Annotated in this window: 13 protein-coding genes and 1 pseudogene; 9 read left to right on the top strand and 5 right to left on the bottom strand. The window is 72.3% G+C overall.

Annotation, left to right across the window (positions count from 1 at the left end; genetic code table 11):
• Nucleotides 1–9 precede the first annotated feature (9 nt).
• Nucleotides 10–1,050: an isopenicillin N synthase family dioxygenase gene (locus M2283_RS28155; RefSeq protein ID WP_280879211.1), complete on the bottom strand. Its 1,041-nt coding sequence runs from the start codon at nucleotides 1,048–1,050 to the stop codon at nucleotides 10–12.
• Between the two features lie 552 nt (nucleotides 1,051–1,602).
• On the opposite strand from M2283_RS28155, the gene M2283_RS28150 reads away from it, so the two are divergent.
• The 3 genes and pseudogenes from M2283_RS28150 to M2283_RS28140 all read left to right on the top strand — a co-directional run bounded on the left by M2283_RS28150 (nucleotide 1,603) and on the right by M2283_RS28140 (nucleotide 4,348).
• The gene (locus tag M2283_RS28150; protein ID WP_280879210.1) at nucleotides 1,603–2,370 is read left to right on the top strand and encodes a GNAT family N-acetyltransferase; all 768 of its coding nucleotides are present in this window, start codon (nucleotides 1,603–1,605) and stop codon (nucleotides 2,368–2,370) included.
• Between the two features lie 31 nt (nucleotides 2,371–2,401).
• Nucleotides 2,402–2,802: pseudogene (locus tag M2283_RS28145) on the top strand (GNAT family N-acetyltransferase).
• 139 nt (nucleotides 2,803–2,941) lie between these two features.
• On the top strand, nucleotides 2,942–4,348 hold the full coding sequence (locus M2283_RS28140) for a PAS domain-containing protein (protein WP_280879209.1): 1,407 nt from the start codon (nucleotides 2,942–2,944) through the stop codon (nucleotides 4,346–4,348).
• A 107-nt stretch (nucleotides 4,349–4,455) separates the two neighbouring features.
• On the opposite strand, the gene M2283_RS28135 is transcribed toward M2283_RS28140, so the two are convergent.
• Nucleotides 4,456–5,208 carry an SIS domain-containing protein gene (locus tag M2283_RS28135; protein WP_280879208.1) on the bottom strand — a complete coding sequence of 251 codons (753 nt, stop codon included), beginning with the start codon at nucleotides 5,206–5,208 and terminating at the stop codon, nucleotides 4,456–4,458.
• Between the two features lie 294 nt (nucleotides 5,209–5,502).
• Between M2283_RS28135 and M2283_RS28130 the strand changes: the two genes are divergently transcribed.
• The 4 genes from M2283_RS28130 (at nucleotide 5,503) to M2283_RS28115 (ending at nucleotide 9,253) form a co-directional block, all read left to right on the top strand.
• Nucleotides 5,503–6,195 carry a metal-dependent transcriptional regulator gene (locus tag M2283_RS28130; protein WP_124004016.1) on the top strand — a complete coding sequence of 231 codons (693 nt, stop codon included), beginning with the start codon at nucleotides 5,503–5,505 and terminating at the stop codon, nucleotides 6,193–6,195.
• Nucleotides 6,196–6,745: 550 nt separating this feature from the next.
• A complete protein-coding gene (locus M2283_RS28125) occupies nucleotides 6,746–7,675 on the top strand; it encodes an alpha/beta fold hydrolase (protein WP_280879207.1) in 930 nt (309 codons plus the stop codon).
• A 91-nt stretch (nucleotides 7,676–7,766) separates the two neighbouring features.
• Nucleotides 7,767–8,438 carry a VanZ family protein gene (locus M2283_RS28120; RefSeq protein WP_432423134.1) on the top strand — a complete coding sequence of 224 codons (672 nt, stop codon included), beginning with the start codon at nucleotides 7,767–7,769 and terminating at the stop codon, nucleotides 8,436–8,438.
• 116 nt (nucleotides 8,439–8,554) lie between these two features.
• Nucleotides 8,555–9,253 carry a response regulator transcription factor gene (locus tag M2283_RS28115; protein WP_280879206.1) on the top strand — a complete coding sequence of 233 codons (699 nt, stop codon included), beginning with the start codon at nucleotides 8,555–8,557 and terminating at the stop codon, nucleotides 9,251–9,253.
• A gap of 23 nt (nucleotides 9,254–9,276) precedes the next feature.
• On the opposite strand, the gene M2283_RS28110 is transcribed toward M2283_RS28115, so the two are convergent.
• From M2283_RS28110 to M2283_RS28100, 3 genes are all read right to left on the bottom strand, one after another.
• The gene (locus M2283_RS28110) at nucleotides 9,277–10,884 is read right to left on the bottom strand and encodes a transporter (protein WP_280879205.1); all 1,608 of its coding nucleotides are present in this window, start codon (nucleotides 10,882–10,884) and stop codon (nucleotides 9,277–9,279) included.
• Complete coding sequence (locus tag M2283_RS28105; protein ID WP_280879204.1) at nucleotides 10,881–11,651, bottom strand: ABC transporter ATP-binding protein; 771 nt, start codon at nucleotides 11,649–11,651, stop codon at nucleotides 10,881–10,883. Before M2283_RS28105 ends, M2283_RS28110 begins: the two co-directional genes overlap by 4 nt.
• Before the next feature lie 84 nt (nucleotides 11,652–11,735).
• The gene (locus M2283_RS28100) at nucleotides 11,736–12,389 is read right to left on the bottom strand and encodes a bifunctional DNA primase/polymerase (RefSeq protein WP_280879203.1); all 654 of its coding nucleotides are present in this window, start codon (nucleotides 12,387–12,389) and stop codon (nucleotides 11,736–11,738) included.
• A gap of 263 nt (nucleotides 12,390–12,652) precedes the next feature.
• Between M2283_RS28100 and M2283_RS28095 the strand changes: the two genes are divergently transcribed.
• Together M2283_RS28095 and M2283_RS28090 are read left to right on the top strand one after the other, a co-directional pair.
• Complete coding sequence (locus tag M2283_RS28095) at nucleotides 12,653–14,038, top strand: transcriptional regulator (RefSeq protein ID WP_280879202.1); 1,386 nt, start codon at nucleotides 12,653–12,655, stop codon at nucleotides 14,036–14,038.
• A gap of 818 nt (nucleotides 14,039–14,856) precedes the next feature.
• The gene (locus M2283_RS28090; RefSeq protein WP_280879453.1) at nucleotides 14,857–16,467 is read left to right on the top strand and encodes a hypothetical protein; all 1,611 of its coding nucleotides are present in this window, start codon (nucleotides 14,857–14,859) and stop codon (nucleotides 16,465–16,467) included.
• Nucleotides 16,468–16,491: the final 24 nt, after the last annotated feature.

Genomic DNA, 16,491 nt, shown 5'->3' with positions numbered 1-16,491 from the left:
ACCCCGGAGTTACGCCGGGGCCAACAGGCCCGCGTGGTGCCGCTCCGCCACCAGCGGGTGCGCCCTCAGCTTGCCCTTCAGCTCGTTGTGGCCGTACTCGGCGAAGAGCGGGTCGGCCGGGTCGACGGTCACGCCGGGGGCGGCCGAGGCGTACGGGAACGGGAGCGGTTCGACGCGGGCGTCCAGGCGCGGGTTGTAGAAGAAGGGCACGGAGAACCGTTCGGTGGCGCCGGGCGGGGACACCACCCGGTGGTTGGTGGCGATCAGGTACCCGTCGGTCGCCACCTCCAGCAGCTCACCCAGGTTGACCACGAACGTCCGCTCCAGCGGCGGCACTTCGTGGAAGAACCCGTCCGCGCGCTGCACCTGCGGCCCGCCGACCTGGTCCTGCATCAGGAGGGTCAGAAAGCCGTAGTCCTTGTGGGCGCCCACGCCCTGATCGGCCCTGGTCGCGGCACCGGCACCGGCGCCGCCCGGGCACCGCACGAGCTTGAGATGCGGATGGGCGTGCTCGCCGAACACCGGGTCGTAGAAGTCGGCCGGCGCCCCGATCGCGGTGAGCAGTTCGTGCAGCAGCCGCCTGGCGACCGCGCTCAGCCGGTCGATCCAGGCCAGCGCGGCGGTACGGAGTTCGGGGAGGGCAGCGGGCCACTGGTTCGGCCCCTCCAGCCACCAGTAGGCGGGCTCGCCGGGCGCGGGTGTGCGGGCCGGCCGCTCGGCGCCTATGTCCAACTGGTCGTGCCGGTCCCGCAGTCCGCCCGTCCGCTCGTCGCCGGTGCGCGTATAGCCGCGGAAGTGGGGCGAGTTGACGTTGTCGAGGGCGAGCCGGTCGGCCTCGGGCAGCCGGAAGAAGGCGTGCGTGGCCCGGATCAGCGCGTCGGTCTCGGCGGTCGTGACCCCGTGCCCGACTAGCTGGAAGAAGCCCACCTCATGGGCGGCGCTGTGCAGTTGGGCATGGAGCAGCGCACGGGCCTGGAGACCGCGGTCGGCGGCCGACAGGTCGATGATCGGGAGCTGGTCGTACGACGGAGCCGTGGCGGGGTGCGTCATGAGATGCGTCCGAAAGGAGAGGCGGAGCGAATTCCGAAGGAGAAGCAGGGGCTGGGTCAGGCGGAGCGCCGACAGCCCGTGCTCGTGACGCGCACGTAGTCCACGTGTCGGCGTCGAACAAGTATCGGAAACATTGGCCCAGACTACTGCGCGCCGAAGGATCCGTACCCGGCGCGGACCGACCGCCGAACACTCCGTCATGAACGCACGCACTCACGAACGCAGACGACCCGCGAACTCGGGTCCCCCGCCTGACGGCTGGGGAGCCGGCCGGACGTACCGGCGAGCTCGCGGGTCGGGTGACTGCACTGGATTGGGCCGGCCGCGTGCATCTCGCACACGCTGGTCCGGCACCGCACAGGGTGGGGTGCTGGGCCGTCAGCCCGCAGCCACCTCGCGCGTCCGGGTTTCACTCATGTACCCGATCACCTCCTCTCATGCGTGTGCCACACACTAGGAACCGATCGGCGACCGTTCAACCGGTTTTTCGGGATGCTGCCGAGATCTTGACGGCACCGGTTGCGGCCGACCGCGTGCGCCTACGATCACCGTATGAACCGAAGCGACCCATCGGGGGCGGTCGTATCCGCGTACGCCGCCGTGTTCGAGAAGCTGGCCACCGCCACCACGGGCCGCACGCGACGCGGTCCCGACGGCGCGGTGCTGGCGATCTCCGGCGCGCAGATCGCCTCGCTGAACGCGATCATCAGTCCGGCCCCGGAGCCGAGCACCGACGAGATAGCCGCCCTGGCGGCCTCCGAGAGCCCGTGGGAGCTGCCCTGGAGCATCCACGTCCGCGGGGTGCCGAGCCCGCCCGTCACCGCGCTGGCGGCGAGCCACGGCCTGACCCGCTTCACCCGGGAACCCCTCATGGTGCGCCACCCCGACCAGGGTCTGCCGCCGGAGTCGGGCATCGACTCCCTGACCGTGCGGCCCGTGTCGGGCGACGAACTCGACCTCTACGCCGGGACCGTCGCGGACGGCTTCGAGGCGCCGCACGAGCTGTTCAAGGTCCTCACCGACCCGTCCCTGGCGGAGATCGACGGCATGACGTTCTACCTGGCGGAACTGGACGGCGTACCGGTGGGCACGGGCATGACGGCCGTCACCGGCGACCTGACGGGCCTCTTCAACATCACCACGCTCCCGGCCCACCGCCGCCGCGGCTACGGACGCGCCATCACCCTGGACATGATCCGCGCGACCTTCACCACCGGCGCCCCCACCACCTACCTCTACGCGAGCGAGATGGGCGAGCCGGTCTACACGGCGGCCGGTTTCCGCACCGAGGAGTACCTGACGGTGATCACGGGTGACTGACCTCCGTACCGAGGCCGTGCGCGGCGACGCCATGCTGGAGCAGTGGCGGCACGTCCACAACGTGATCGTGCCGTCGGCCGCGCTTGACCTGGCCGAGGTACGGGAGCGGGCGGGCCGGTACCGGCTGGAGAACGCCTACGTGGAGGACGTCCTCGTCGGCTGCTCCACCGTGCGGCCGCCCGAGCGGGAGGGCGGTGCGGCGACGGTCATCGCGCGCGTGCTGCCCGAGTACCGGCGACGCGGCTACGGGACGGTCCTGTACGAGGAGGGGCTGGCCCACGCGCGCGTGCTGGGTGCCGGGTGGTCGAGACGTGTGTGCTCGCCGTGAACGAGGACGGGCTGCGGTTCGCCGAGGCGCATGGCTTCGTGGAGGTGGAACAGTACGTACTGGATGGGATGTCGGATGTGTGGATCGACCTGAGACTGGGGTAGGCGCAGCCGGACAGCGGCGTACAACGATTCTCTCAATCTTGGGGAACTCGGTGTGGGCTGCATCACGTTCAAGTTAGATGATTGCGAGTGAGCGAACCGCCGCGCCGTACGTGCGGACGCAGCTTGGCAGGGGGTCCAGGTGAGTGCTTCCCGGCGTAGTGGGGCCACCGACGAGCTCGGGCCCGATGAGCCCGAGCGGGCCGGCCCCGTGGGCCCCGACGGCTCGGATCTGCTCGCGGCGTTGCTGGACGGGATGGACGCGGCGCTGTGCGCCTTCGACGCGGACGGCGTCGTCACCCACTGGAACCGCGAGGCGGAGCGGATTCTGGGCTGGACCGCGGCCGAGGCCGTGGGGCGGCACGGGTTCGCGGGCTGGGCCGTGCGCAGCGCGGACGCCGAGGAGGTCGAGGCGCGGCTGATGTCCGCCATGGAGGCCCCCGGGCGCCAGGTGCACGAGTTCGCGCTGCTGACCAAGGACGGCGGGCGCGTGCTGGTGCGCACGCAGTCCGCCGCCGTACGCGGCCCCGACGGCAAGCCGGCCGGGGTGTACTGCGCCTTCAGCGAGGTGCACACCCAGATCGACCTGGAGCGCTCCATCGCGCTCAGCGAGGCCCTCTTCGAGGACGCCTCCTGGGGTGTCGTGCTCGTCGACGCCGACCTGCGCCCCGCCGTGCTCAACGCGCACGCGGCCCGCTCGCTCGGCATCGGCCGCACCTCCGCGCTCGGCCGCCCCCTCGGCGAACTGCTCGCCCAGGGCGTCGAGGAGCTGGAGAGCGCGCTCACCCACGTGCTCGCGGAGGGCGCGCCGCCCGCGCCCGCCGAGATCTGGGTCGGCGTGCGCACTCCGGAGGGCGAGCAGCGGCGCTGCTGGCGCTGCGGCTTCGTCCGGCTGGCCTCGCCGCTCGCCGAGGAGCCCGTGCCGCTCGGCGTCGCCTGGCTCTTCCAGGACGTCACCGAGACCAAGCAGGGCGAGCAGGAGGCGGCCCAACTGCGCTTCCGCACCAACCAGTTGCACCGCGCCGCCCGCGCCGCCGCCGAGTGCGAGGACCCCGCGGAGGCGGTCACCGTCCACCTCGACTTCGCGCTCGCCGGCTTCGCCGACCACGCCCTGATCGATCGGGTGGCGGGCGGTTCGCTCGCCGACGGCGAGGCCACGGCGTCCGTACGCCTGGTACGGGTCGCCGCCACGCCCTCCGGGGCGCCCGGACCGAGCCTGCTGACCGGCCGGGCCGGGCTGCCCGTGCGGTACGCGCAGGGGCACCCCGCGCTGCAGTGCGTGGAGCGGACCGGGTCGGTGCGGGCCAGCGTGGGCTCGGTGCCGCCCGAACAGGCCCGCGAGTGGGCCGCGGCCCGCCAGTGGCCCACGGACGCGGTGCAGGCCCTGTGCGCGGTCCTGCGCAGCCGCGGCCGCACCCTGGGCGTCGTGACGTTCCTGCGCGGCGGCGCCCGCAGCCAGTTCGAGCGCGCGGACGCCGTGTACGCGGAGGACGTGGCGGTACGGATCGCGGCGGCGCTGGACCTGGCGGGCGCGACGGAAAAGCCGTAGCGCCCAAGCCGCACGCCACGCGCGCGTTTACAGCCAGCACCCGCACGCCAACGCGCGCGTACTCCAGCACCCGCATTCCACGCGCGCGTACTTCAGCCCCGCACGCCCTACCGCTGGTAGAAGATCCGGTCCCCGTACTCCTTGAACACGCGCCCGTTCCACTCGTGGCCGCCGTCCACGTTCCCGGACCGCAGCAGCGGGGGTTCGATGCCGCGGTCGGCCAGGGTCGCGGCGGTGGTGGCCATGACGGACTGGAGGATCGCCGAGGTGACGACCGTGGAGGCGGGGGCGAAGGGTGCCGGGATGGTGTCGAGGGTGAGTTCCGCGTCGCCGATCGAGATCTTCGAGTCGAGCACGACGTCGCAGTGGTCGCGCATGTACGTGCCGGAGACGTGCCGGGACCGGGTCTCGGACGCGTACGCCACCGAGGTCAGGCCGATGACCTTCACACCGAGGGCGCGGGCGTTCATGGCCATCTCGACCGGGAGGGCGTTGCGCCCCGAGAGGGAGATGATCACGAGGGCGTCGCCCGCGCGGATCGGCGAGGTGTCCAGGACGGCGCTCGCGAGACCGTCCACCCGCTCCAGCGCGGAGCCCAGCGTGGCCGGCATCTCCACGCCGACGGCACCCGGCACGGCGAGCAGGTTCATCAGGGCGAGCCCGCCCGCCCGATAGACGACATCCTGCGCGGCGAGCGAGGAGTGCCCTGCGCCGAAAGCGAACAGGCGACCGCCCGCGGCGACGGTGTCGGCGAGCAGCGTGCCGGCCGCGGCGATGCTCTCCGCCTCCTCTTCCCGCACCCGTCGCAACAGGCCGATCGCGGCGTCGAGGAACTGGTCGGCCGGTGTGCCGTCGCTCATGCGGGTCCTTCCGGGGCGGCGTGGGGCGGTCTGTGTCGCGGATCACCGTGCGGTCTGGACCAGCACCCTGTCAATACGGCGGTGAGGGGGCTGCGATACGGCGGTGACGCGCCCGCCGCCGCCGAGGCGCCGTACCTGTGCGAATGTCGACGCAGACACCGCGGTACCCCGCGTAACGCCTTGGTTTCAACGGCGCGGCACGGTTGTCAGTGCTATGCGTCAGAATTGACTCCAGGGCCAGCGCACGCGCCGGGAAGCTGTGGCGCTTCCGGCAGATCTCATCGAGGGGCACGTATGTCCGGACTGATCGACACCACGGAGATGTATCTCCGCACCATCCTCGAGCTGGAGGAGGAAGGTGTGGTCCCCATGCGCGCCCGGATCGCCGAGCGGCTGGACCAGAGCGGACCGACCGTCAGCCAGACGGTGGCGCGGATGGAGCGCGACGGCCTTGTGTCCGTCGCCACCGACCGTCACCTGGAGCTGACGGACGAGGGCCGCCGGCTGGCCACGCGCGTGATGCGCAAGCACCGACTCGCGGAGTGTCTGCTCGTCGACGTGATCGGCCTGGAGTGGGAGCAGGTGCACGCCGAGGCCTGTCGCTGGGAGCACGTGATGAGCGAGGCGGTGGAGCGCCGCGTGCTGGAGCTGCTGCGCCACCCCACCGAGTCGCCGTACGGCAACCCGATCCCGGGCCTTGAGGAGCTGGGCGAGAAGGACGGCGCCGACCCGTTCCTGGACGAGGGCATGGTCTCGCTGGCGGACCTCGACCCCGGCCTGGACGGCAAGACGGTCGTGGTGCGCCGGATCGGCGAGCCCATCCAGACCGACGCCCAGCTGATGTACACGCTGCGTCGGGCGGGCGTGCAGCCCGGCTCGGTGGTGAGCGTGACGGAGTCGGCGGGCGGGGTGCTGGTGGGCAGCGGCGGTGAGGCCGCCGAGCTGGAGGCGGACGTCGCCTCGCACGTGTTCGTGGCCAAGCGCTGAGCGTCGTTTCCCCGCGTCAACTCCCGTGAAACGGGTGGCAGTTGTGCGGTTCCGTCAACTGTTGCGCGGGGCGCCGAGTGGATCTTGTCGAATTCAAGATTCAGTCCGTCGAATCGCAGCGCTCGGACGCTTCGCGTGCAAGGCTGTCGCGTGAGGCATATGACCTGAGGGGCGGGAAGATGTGCCGGAGACGTGTGGAGGGCCCCGGCGCCTTATGGCGCCGGGGCCTGTCCTCCCCTGTGCTGACCCGGAGCCCCGAGCTCCCAGGGTCAATCCCCTCGGACCGTTTTCCCCGAGCGGCCCGCCTCCCGCTGAAGATCTCCCCTCGGCAGCGGCGATCATTCCTTGAGGAGGGTCACCCAAACGAGGGGTGTTGCTCACGGAGAGAGTAATTTCGAATGCCCATTCGATAGCCTGCGGGTGACGCGAAACGCGGAATGTGCGCTTCTGGAGTGAGCGCGGAAAGGCAGCTGCACGGCAACGGCAGGACACGGTGCACAGGGCCGACGGCTCGATCGGTCCGAGCGGAGCTAGGGGGGTGCCGGGACCAATGGCGCGGCGTATCGACGTGACCGGAGCGGGCGGCGTACGCCTCGCGGCCTGGGAGTTCGGCGACCCTCCCAAGAGCGACCCGGCCAAGCTCGTACCGGACCAGCCGGGACCCCTGGGCCGACCCGGCCTGCCGGGGCGGACCGCCGCCGGGGTCGAGGACACACCCGGCGTGCTCTTACTGCACGGCCTGATGGGCCGCGCCTCGCACTGGGCGTCCACCGCCCGCTGGCTCTCCGGACGCCATCGCGCCGTCGCGCTCGACCAGCGCGGCCACGGCCAGAGCGACAAGCCCCCGCAGGCCTCCTTCACCCGCGAGGCATACGTCGAGGACGCGGAGGCCGCGCTCGAACAGCTCGGCCTCACCCCGGTCGTCCTCGTCGGCCACGCGATGGGCGCGTTGACCGCCTGGCAGCTCGCCGCCAAGCGGCCCGACCTGGTCCGGGGCGTGGTCATCTGCGACATGCGGGCCTCCGCGCTCGGCGCGGCCTCGCAGCGGGAATGGGCGGACTGGTTCAAGGCCTGGCCGATGCCGTTCGCCACGCTGGCCGATGTGCGCAAGTGGTTCGGCGAGGACGATCCCTGGGTGGAGCGGCCCAATCCGGCGCGGGGGGAGTTCTACGCCGAGGTGATGCACGAGTGCGCCGACGGCTGGCGGCCCGTCTTCGACCCCGACCAGATGCTGAAGTCCCGGGAGACGTGGGTGTACGACGCGCACTGGGAGGAGCTGGCGCAGGTGCGCTGCCCGGCGCTGGTCGTGCGGGGGCTGGACGGGGAGCTGGGGCGGGCCGAGGCGCAGGAGATGGTGCGGGTGCTGCCGCGCGGGGAGTACGCGGAGGTGGCCGACGCCGGGCACCTGGTCCACTACGACCAGCCCGAGGCCTGGCGGGCGGCCATCGAGCCGTTCCTGGACGCGGTGCTCACCGTGTGAGGCGGGTCGCCCGGAGGAGGCGTCGAGATCCCGGAGGGTGCGTGGGGAAACGGATACGCCCGCGATACGGGCGCCCGTCTTCAATGAGGGCATGGACAACAGCACCTCCCTGCCGCCTCCGGCCCCGGCCCGTCGTACGCGCGGGGCCGTGATCCTCGGTCTGGCGGTCCTCGGCGTGCTGGCGCTCGCCGCGCTCGGCCCGCTCCGGATGACTCCGAAGATGCTGTTCATGCCGCTGCACACGCCCGGGTGGTACGTCTGGTTCGGCACGTTCAACGGCGTCGCACTCATCACGGTGACCGCACTGCCGCTGGCCGCGCTGACGGCATGGGTGCTGGCCCGCCGTCGCCGTGCCGCCGGCGTCACCTCGGCATGGCGGCTCTCGCTGGCCGAGGTCGGCATCGTGTACGGGACCGTGCCGTGGGTCTGGATCATCCTGCTGCCGGGCGACGAGGACGGCGCCGTCCTGAGCCTGGTCCCGCTGCGGGACCTGGCCACGATGGACGCGGGCCAGATCATCGGCAACCTGCTGGTCTTCGCGGCGCTGGGCTTCCTCGCCCCGCTGCGGTTCACGGCACTGTCGTCGGTCTGGCGGGTCCTGGCGCTCGGGGCCGGGTGCTCGGTCCTGGTCGAGACCGCGCAGTACGTCCTGCGGCTGGACCGGGTGTCCTCCGTGGACGACGTGCTGCTCAACGCCGCCGGCGCCGGGCTGGCCGCGCTGGCGTCACGCGGCTGGTGGCGCGGGTCGGCCGAAGCGCCGTAGGGACCGAAGTGGGCGTCGTAGAAACCGAAGTGGGCGTCGTAGGACCCAGGCGCGTGCCCGGTTCGCATACGTCTTCGCATACGTCGGCGATATGCCGTGCCGCCTAGGCTTCGGGTATGCGCGTGCTAGTCGTCGAGGACGAGCCCTACCTGGCCGAGGCCGTCCGTGACGGTCTCCGGCTGGAGGCGATCGCCGCGGACATCGCCGGCGACGGCGACTCCGCCCTGGAGCTGTTGAGCATCAACGCCTACGATCTCGCGGTCCTCGACCGTGACATCCCCGGCCCCTCCGGCGACGAGATCGCCCGGCGCATCGTCGCCTCCGGCAGCGGCATCCCGATCCTCATGCTCACCGCCGCCGACCGGATCGACGACAAGGCCTCCGGGTTCGAGCTCGGCGCCGACGACTACCTCACCAAGCCCTTCGAGCTGCGCGAACTCGTCATGCGGCTGCGGGCGCTGGACCGCCGGCGCGCGTACGCCCGGCCCCCGGTCAGCGAGATCGCGGGCCTGCGCCTCGACCCCTTCCGCCGGGAGGTCTCCCGCGACGGACGCCATGTCGCGCTCACCCGCAAGCAGTTCGCCGTGCTCGAAGTCCTCGTCGCCGCCGAGGGCGGTGTCATCAGCGCCGAAGAACTCCTGACCCGGGCCTGGGACGAGAACGCCAACCCCTTCACCAACGCCGTCCGCATCACCGTCTCCGCCCTGCGCAAACGACTCGGCGAACCCTGGCTCATCGCCACGGTGCCCGGCGTCGGCTACCGGATCGACACCGGCACGGACACCCCCGAACACCCCGACAGCGCCCACGAGTAGACGCCGGCAGGGTCAGCCCTCGCTCACCCCTTGCTCACCGCCGACAGGATCTCCGGCAGCCGGGCCGCCGTCCGCGGAGCCGCCAGACGCAGGCCCGACCAGGTGAGGGCCGCTCCGTAGACCGCGCCCAGGGGCAGCAGGACCCAGGTCCACCTGTCACCGCCCTCGATCACGTTCAGGGTGATGGTCGCGGCGATGACGGGGGCGCACAGGAGGGCCGAGGCGACCATGCCGCCGAAGATGGAGATCCAGGCGATGCTGGTCTGGCCGGGGGCCACGTTCTTGTAGCCCTCCTGCGGGATGGAGTACGGGAACCGGGCCGAGGTCCACGCGCCGGTCGCCAGCATCGCGCCGAGCAGTGCGAAGGACAGGCCGAGCACCTCGGGCAGGCGCGGCCAGTCGCCGAGCATCGCGGTCGTCACGACGGTCACGAAGGTGGCGTACGGGAGGGTGATCACCAGCAGGGCCAGCGCACGGGCGCGCAGTTCGTCGTAGGCGTCGCGCGCGGAGGAGATCGTCGTCGCGACCATCCAGAACGCGGACGTGTCCTGCCCGAACTGGTTGTACATCTGGATGCCGAGCATCCCCGCGGCGAAGCAGGCGAAGTAGATCGAGCCGGTGCCCTGCAGCGCGTTGAAGACCGGCACGATCAGCCCGATGGCCAGCGAAGTCACCCACGCGGCCTTGGTCTTGGGGTCCCGCCACACATACCGCAGACTGCGCTCCATGACCGTGCCGGTGCGCCCGGCCGGCAGCAGCCGGGCGAGGCCGCCGGAGCCGGCGCGACCGCGGGCGACGGGCTCGGCGGTCTGCAGGGTGGAGCCGTCGGGCGCGGTCATCAGCTGGGTCAGATGCCGCGACCAGACCCACAGCAGCAGCACCAACGCGGCCACGCTGAGCGCGAGTTGGGCGACCGCGACACCGTACGAACCCTCGCTCACCGAGTCCACCGCGCCGATCGCGGACGCCGGCGGCACCCACCGCAGCACGTCGGCCACCGGGTCCAGCTGCGCGAGCCCGGACGAACCGAGCCGCTGCGCACCGAAGTTGACCAACTGCGCCCCGATCGCGATGACGAGCCCGCTCAGCACCGCCAGATCCCGGCCCTTGCGGCTGGTCAGCAGCCGGATGTTGGCGGCGGCCACGGTCCGCGCGAGGGCCACGCACACCAGCAGCGCGAGGCAGAGCGCGACCACACCGACGGCGTAGGCCGCTCCGCCGTGCGCGACCGCGATCACCGAACCGGCCAGCAGACAGAGCGTGAACAGCGGCCCGATGCCGACCAGCGAGGCCGCGAGCAGCGCCCGGACCAGCGGCCGGGGCCGCAGCGGGAGCATCACGAGCCGGGTCGGGTCGAGGGTCTCGTCGCCGCCGGGGAAGAACAGCGGCATCACCGCCCAGCCCAGCGCCAGTACGGCGATCAGCAGCACGACCAGCGACTCGGCGTGCGCGTGCCCGCGCAGCGCGATCAGCCCGAGCAGTTGCAGCGCCCCGAGGAGCAGCACGACGACGGCGGAAGCGATGTACGCGGCCCGCCGCCCACCGGACTGCCGCAGCCCGTTGCGCAGCAGGGACAGCTTCAGCCGTACGAAGACGGGTGTGATGTCGGCCGGTACGAGTGGGGTCGTCATCGTGCCCCGCCGCCCAGCCAGTCGAGGTCGGAGCCCGCGTCGCGGCCACCGGCGCCGACGAGTTCCAGGAACGCCTCCTGCAGCGAGGGGGCGTCGCCGCGGACCTCGGCGAGGGTGCCGTGGGCGCGGATACGGCCGGCGGCCATCACGGCCACCCAGTCGCACAGGGACTCGACCAGCTCCATGACGTGGGAGGAGAAGACCACGGTGGCGCCAGAGGCCGTGTACCGCTCCAGGACCCGGCGGATGGTCTGCGCGGAGACCGGGTCGACGCCCTCGAACGGCTCGTCCAGGAAGAGCACTTCGGGGTTGTGGAGGAGCGCGGCGGCGAGCCCGATCTTCTTGCGCATACCGGTCGAGTAGTCGACGACGAGCTTGTGCTGCGCGCCCGCCAGGTCGAGCACGTCGAGCAGCTGGCTGGCCCGCTTGTCGACCTCGGCACCGGGCAGCCCCCGCAACCGCCCGCTGTACCCGAGCAGTTCACGCCCCGACAGCCGCTCGAACAGCCGCAGCCCCTCCGGCAGCACCCCGATCCGCGCCTTCACCGCCACGGGGTCCCGCCACACGTCGTGCCCCCCGACCTCCACGATCCCCTGATCGGGCCTGAGCAGCCCCGTCACCATGGAGAGCGTGGTGGTCTTCCCGGCCCCGTTCGGCCCGACGAGCCCGATGAACTTCCCGGCAGGCAGCTCAAGATCGATCCCGGCCACGGCGATTTGCTGCCCGAACCGCTTCCAGAGCCCTTCAACGCGTACAGCAGACGTCATGCAAGCACCCTACGGCCAGGCGTCCGACCTGTTAGGGGCGCGGGGAACTGCGCGACAAGCCCCCACCGACCGGAGCCCGCGAAACTACCGATCCCGCCCACACGCATAGGCGAGCGGCGAGATCAACTCCTCCGCATCCGGCAACCACCGATTGGCAGGCGTAGGCCGGCAGGCCCACTGCACAGCCCCCCGAGACCCGAACCGAGTAGGCGGCGCAGCCACATACGCCCCCTCACCGAGCGCCACCAGATCAAGAGAGGCCGGCGCCCACCCGACCTTCCGCACCAGGTCGGGAATCTTCACCGACGCCCCCGGCAACACAAAGAACTGCATCCGGCGATCAGGCGTCAACGTGACAGGACCGAGCGTCAACTCCATACGCTCCATGCGGGCCAGCGCGAGAAACCCCGCGGTCTCCGGGACGGACACCGCATCGAAGGTCCGCCCGGTCGGCAGCAGGATCGAAGCCGTCGGCTGCTTCTGCCACATCCGTCGGGCGACCGTCGCACTCCCCGTCGCCTGCGTCGCCCAGTCCTCGCGCGCCGGATGCGCGCCGGGGGCGGCGCACGCGGCCTCGCCGCAGGAGCAGCGCTGCACCCCGTCGACGGCTTCCAGCCAGGTGCCGGGGAAGACGTCCCAGTGGCGCTCCTCGGCGTAGCGTACGGCGGTCTCCAGCAGCGATTCCCCGCGCTGCTTCGGAATCTGAGCGGCTTCGGTGCCCGCGATCGTCTCTTCCACGGTGAACTCAACTCCCGCACCCACCTGGAGTTACGGGCGTAGCGCGCGCGGGGGAGGGGCATCGATTCCGCAACTGGGGCGCATGGATGCACGTGAGGGGGCGCGCAGGAGGAACCGCGGCGTGGGCTGGGTAGCCAGGAGTGGGGTCGGCTGACGCCTTTACCCCGGCAATCCTCGCATGTCTCGCATTGTCGGTATGTCCGCGGGGCATTGATCTTCACGGCCGGATCTTTTCGCTCCAGAGGTTCGCAGGGGGTTACGCCATGGCCGCAAGGCCTCTCGTCGCGCGGCAGCCGAACGAACGGCTGCAGTCGCTCATCCAGGAAGCGGGGTGCTCGAACGCCGGGCTCGCCCGCCGGGTCAACATGTGCGGTGCCGAGCACGGGCTCGACCTGCGCTACGACAAGACGTCCGTCGCCCGCTGGCTGCGCGGACAGCAGCCGCGCGGCCGTGCCCCGGCGATCATCGCGGAGGCGCTGGGCCGCAAGCTCGGCCGTACGGTCACGATCGACGAGATCGGCATGGCCAACGGCAAGAACCTCGCCTCCGGCGTCGGGCTCCAGTTCTCACCGACCGTCCTGGGCGCCATCGAGCAGGTCTGCGAGCTGTGGCGCAGTGACGTGGGGCGCCGGGACTTCCTGTCCGGCTCCTCGGTCGCCGCGTCCGCGCTGGTCGAGCCCAGCCGCGACTGGCTGATCTCCTCGCCGGACTCCCAGGTGGCCCGCTCGGCGGGACCGCGGGTGGGACAGTCCGACGTGGCGGCCGTGCGCGCGATGACCCAGGCGCTGGTCGACCTGGACCACCAGTACGGCAGCGGGCATGTGCGCCCGGTCGTCGTGCACTACCTCAACAGCGTCGTCTCCGGGCTGCTGGCCGGGTCGTACCGGGAGGCGGTCGGGCGCGACCTGTTCGCCGCGGTGGCCCGACTGACCGAGCTGGCCGGGTACATGGCCATCGACACCGGCCAACCGGGCCTGGCCCAGCGGTACTACATCCAGGCGTTGCGCCTGGCCCAGGCGGCGGGCGACCGCGGCTACGGCGGCTACGTGCTCGCCGCGTCCATGAGCCACCTCGCCGCGCAGCTCGGAAACCCACGGGAGATCGCGCAGTTGGCGCGGGCGGCGCAGGAGGGGGCGCGTGGGCGGGTGACCCCGCGCGCGGAAGCGATGTTCCACGCGGCGGAGGCCCGTGGGCACGCGTTGATGGGCGACGCGCGGGCGGCCCAGGTGGCGTCCGGGCGGGCGGTCTCGGCGCTGGAGTCGGCCGACGTCGCCGCCGGCGACGATCCGGCGTGGATCACGCACTTCGACGAGGCGTACCTGGCCGACGAGTTGGCGCACTGCCACCGCGACCTCGGCCAGGCCGAAGCGGCGGCACGGCGCGCGGAGGAGGCGCTGGCCGGGCTCCCCGAGTCGAAGGCGCGCCGACGGGCCATCGGGTACGTCCTGCTGGCCACCGCGCAGGTGCAGCAGCGGGAGATCGAGCAGGCCTGCAACACCGGCCTGAAGGCCGTCGAACTGCTCGAATCCGTCCGCTCCAACCGCGGCGCCGAGTACCTGGAGGACTTCCAGCAACGCCTGGAGCCGTACCAGGAAGAGCCGGTGGTACGGGAGTTCGGGGCCCGGATGGAGCTACAGGCGGCGGCGTGACGGAAGTTGACGCGGGACCGGCCGCTGCGTGAATGCGCGGGGAACGGCCGGTTGACGCGCAGAAGCGCGCAAAGGGTGGACAGATACCCAGGGCTGTACAGGCGCGTTGTTAGTGCTGTCACAGGTAAGGAGGTTGAGGCCTGAGCTGCGTGGCACCCGGCTCCGGGGACCCGGTAGCGTGAGCCGATGATTCCGAAGGTCCCCCATTCGTAGGAGTCCCGGTGACGCAGAGTGGACAGGGCGAGGAGCCCTCGGCGCGGCAGCCGCGCGAAGGCATCGTGCTGCCCTCCGACGGCGGAGAGCCCTTGCTCCCGGGCATGGCGGGCAGGGCGACCCCCATCCCACCGGGCCCACGCGCCGGTCAGCGAGGCGGCTCCTACGGGGACGGGCAGGACGGGACTTACGGCACGCAGCAGGACGGGTCGTCCTACGGCACCCCGCAGGATGGGTCCTACGGCGCTCAGCCGGGCAATTCCTACAGCGCTGAGCAGGGCAGTTCCTACGGCGCCCAGTCCGGCGGTTCGTACGGCGGCGACCAGCAGCCCGGCCCGTACGGCGGCCAGCAGGGCGCCTCCTACCCCGGTCCGCAGACCGGCCCTTACGGGGACCGTCAGGCCGGGACCTACGGGGACCAGCAGGCAGGGGCGTACAGCGCTGAGCCGGGCGGTTCCTACGGTGACCGCCAGGCCGGTTCCTACGGCGACCAGCAAGCCGGCGCTTACAGCGACCAGCAGAGCGGCCCCTTCCCGGGGCAGCAGCCCGGCCCGTACGGCGGTCAGCAGAGCGGCTCCTACACCGGCGGCCAGCCGAACGCGCCGATACCCGCCTCGGCCCCGCCAAGCGGCCAGGCCTGGGGCACCCCGTGGGGCCCCGAGCGGCACCAGCCCCCGACGCCGGAGCAGGACCAGGGCTGGGCGACCCCGCCGGCCCAGACGTGGAGTTCCCCCGACCAGCACCAGCCGCAGGCCCCCCACACCTGGGGCGCGCAGGACCAGGCGCCCGGCGCCCCGTCCCAGCCCCTCCCGGGCGAGGACGCCCCGAACCCGTCCTACGGCACCAACGGCTACGGGACCTCGACCCCGAGCGCGCCGCTGCCGCCGGCCACCAACGACAACACGTACGGCACCCCCGCGACGCCCGGCCCGTACGGCGGCCAGGGCGCGCAGGGAACTCCGGCCCCCGGGTCCGCCGTGGTCCCGTCGGTTCCCGGCGCCTTCGGCTCCCCGCTTCCGCCCGCCGTCGACGAGGGAGCCACCCAGTTCATCCCGCCCGTCCCCGGCGCGGGTGCTCCCGGTGGGGACGAGGGGGCCACGCAGTTCATCCCGCCCGTACCCGCCGCGCCCCTGAACAACGAAGGGGCGACCCAGCTCCTGCCCCCGGTGGGGCCGGGAGCGCTGCCGCCCGAGGTGGGTGGAGCCGGGCACGGTGAGGAGACGCGCTTCCTGGGACGGCCGCCGCAGGCCCAGGCCGGGGCGGGGCCGTTGCCGCCCGCCGCGGGGTCCGACTCCGATGCCACGCAGTACATCCCGCCGGTGACCGACCAGAATCCCGCCTCCCCGTACGGCGACCGGCAGCCGCACGCCGAGTTCGACAACCTCTTCCGCAGCGGACCCGGCGCCGGGTCCCCGGCCCCGGCCACCCAGCAACTGCCGCGCTTCGCCCAGCCGCAGGCGCAGCCGCCGAGGTCCCCGTCACAGCCCTACCCGCAGGCCGGTGGGCCGGGCTACGGCCAGCAGCCGCCCCAGAACGGGTCCGGCCACAACGGCCACGAGCCGCAGGACTCGGGCCGCGGCGGGCGTTCGCGTTCACGCGTGCCGCTCATCGCCGCCGTGGGCATCGGCATCGTCGTCCTCGGCGTCGGGGCAGGCGCGCTGCTCGGTGGCGGCGGGAGCGACGACTCCAAGGACAAGAACCAGACCGTCTCCGCGACGGCGCCCGTGACCGACGCGAGCTCCGGCGCACCGGCCGCCGATCCGGCGAAGGCGCAGGCTGTGGCCCTGGACAAGCTGCTGTCCGACAGCGGCGACAGCCGGGCCTCGGTGATCAAGGCCGTCGCCGACGTGAAGGGCTGCGACAACCTGGGCCAGGCCGCCTCCAACCTGCGTGACGCGGCCAAGCAGCGCACCCAGCTGGTCACCCGGCTCTCCGGCCTGTCCGTCGACAAGCTGGCGAACCACGGCGAACTGACCACCGCCCTCACCCAGGCCTGGCAGGCGTCCGCGTCGGCCGACAACCACTACGCGGCCTGGGCCGACCAGGCCGCAGGCAAGAAGGGCTGCCGCAAGGGCCAGGCCCGCAGCACCGGCCAGACGGCGGCGGGCAACACCGCGAGCGGTACCGCCAGCGCCCAGAAGGTCAAGGCCTCGCAGCTGTGGAACGCGATCGCGAAGACGTACGGCCTGACCCAGCGCCAGCCGACCCAGCTGTAGCGACCGGCAACCCGGCTTGGAGCA

The sequence above is a fragment of the Streptomyces pseudovenezuelae genome, from assembly GCF_029892565.1.
GTDB lineage: Bacteria > Actinomycetota > Actinomycetes > Streptomycetales > Streptomycetaceae > Streptomyces > Streptomyces pseudovenezuelae_A.
Note: the sequence above shows the minus strand (reverse complement) of the source record. Positions and strands in the feature narration are given on the sequence as shown.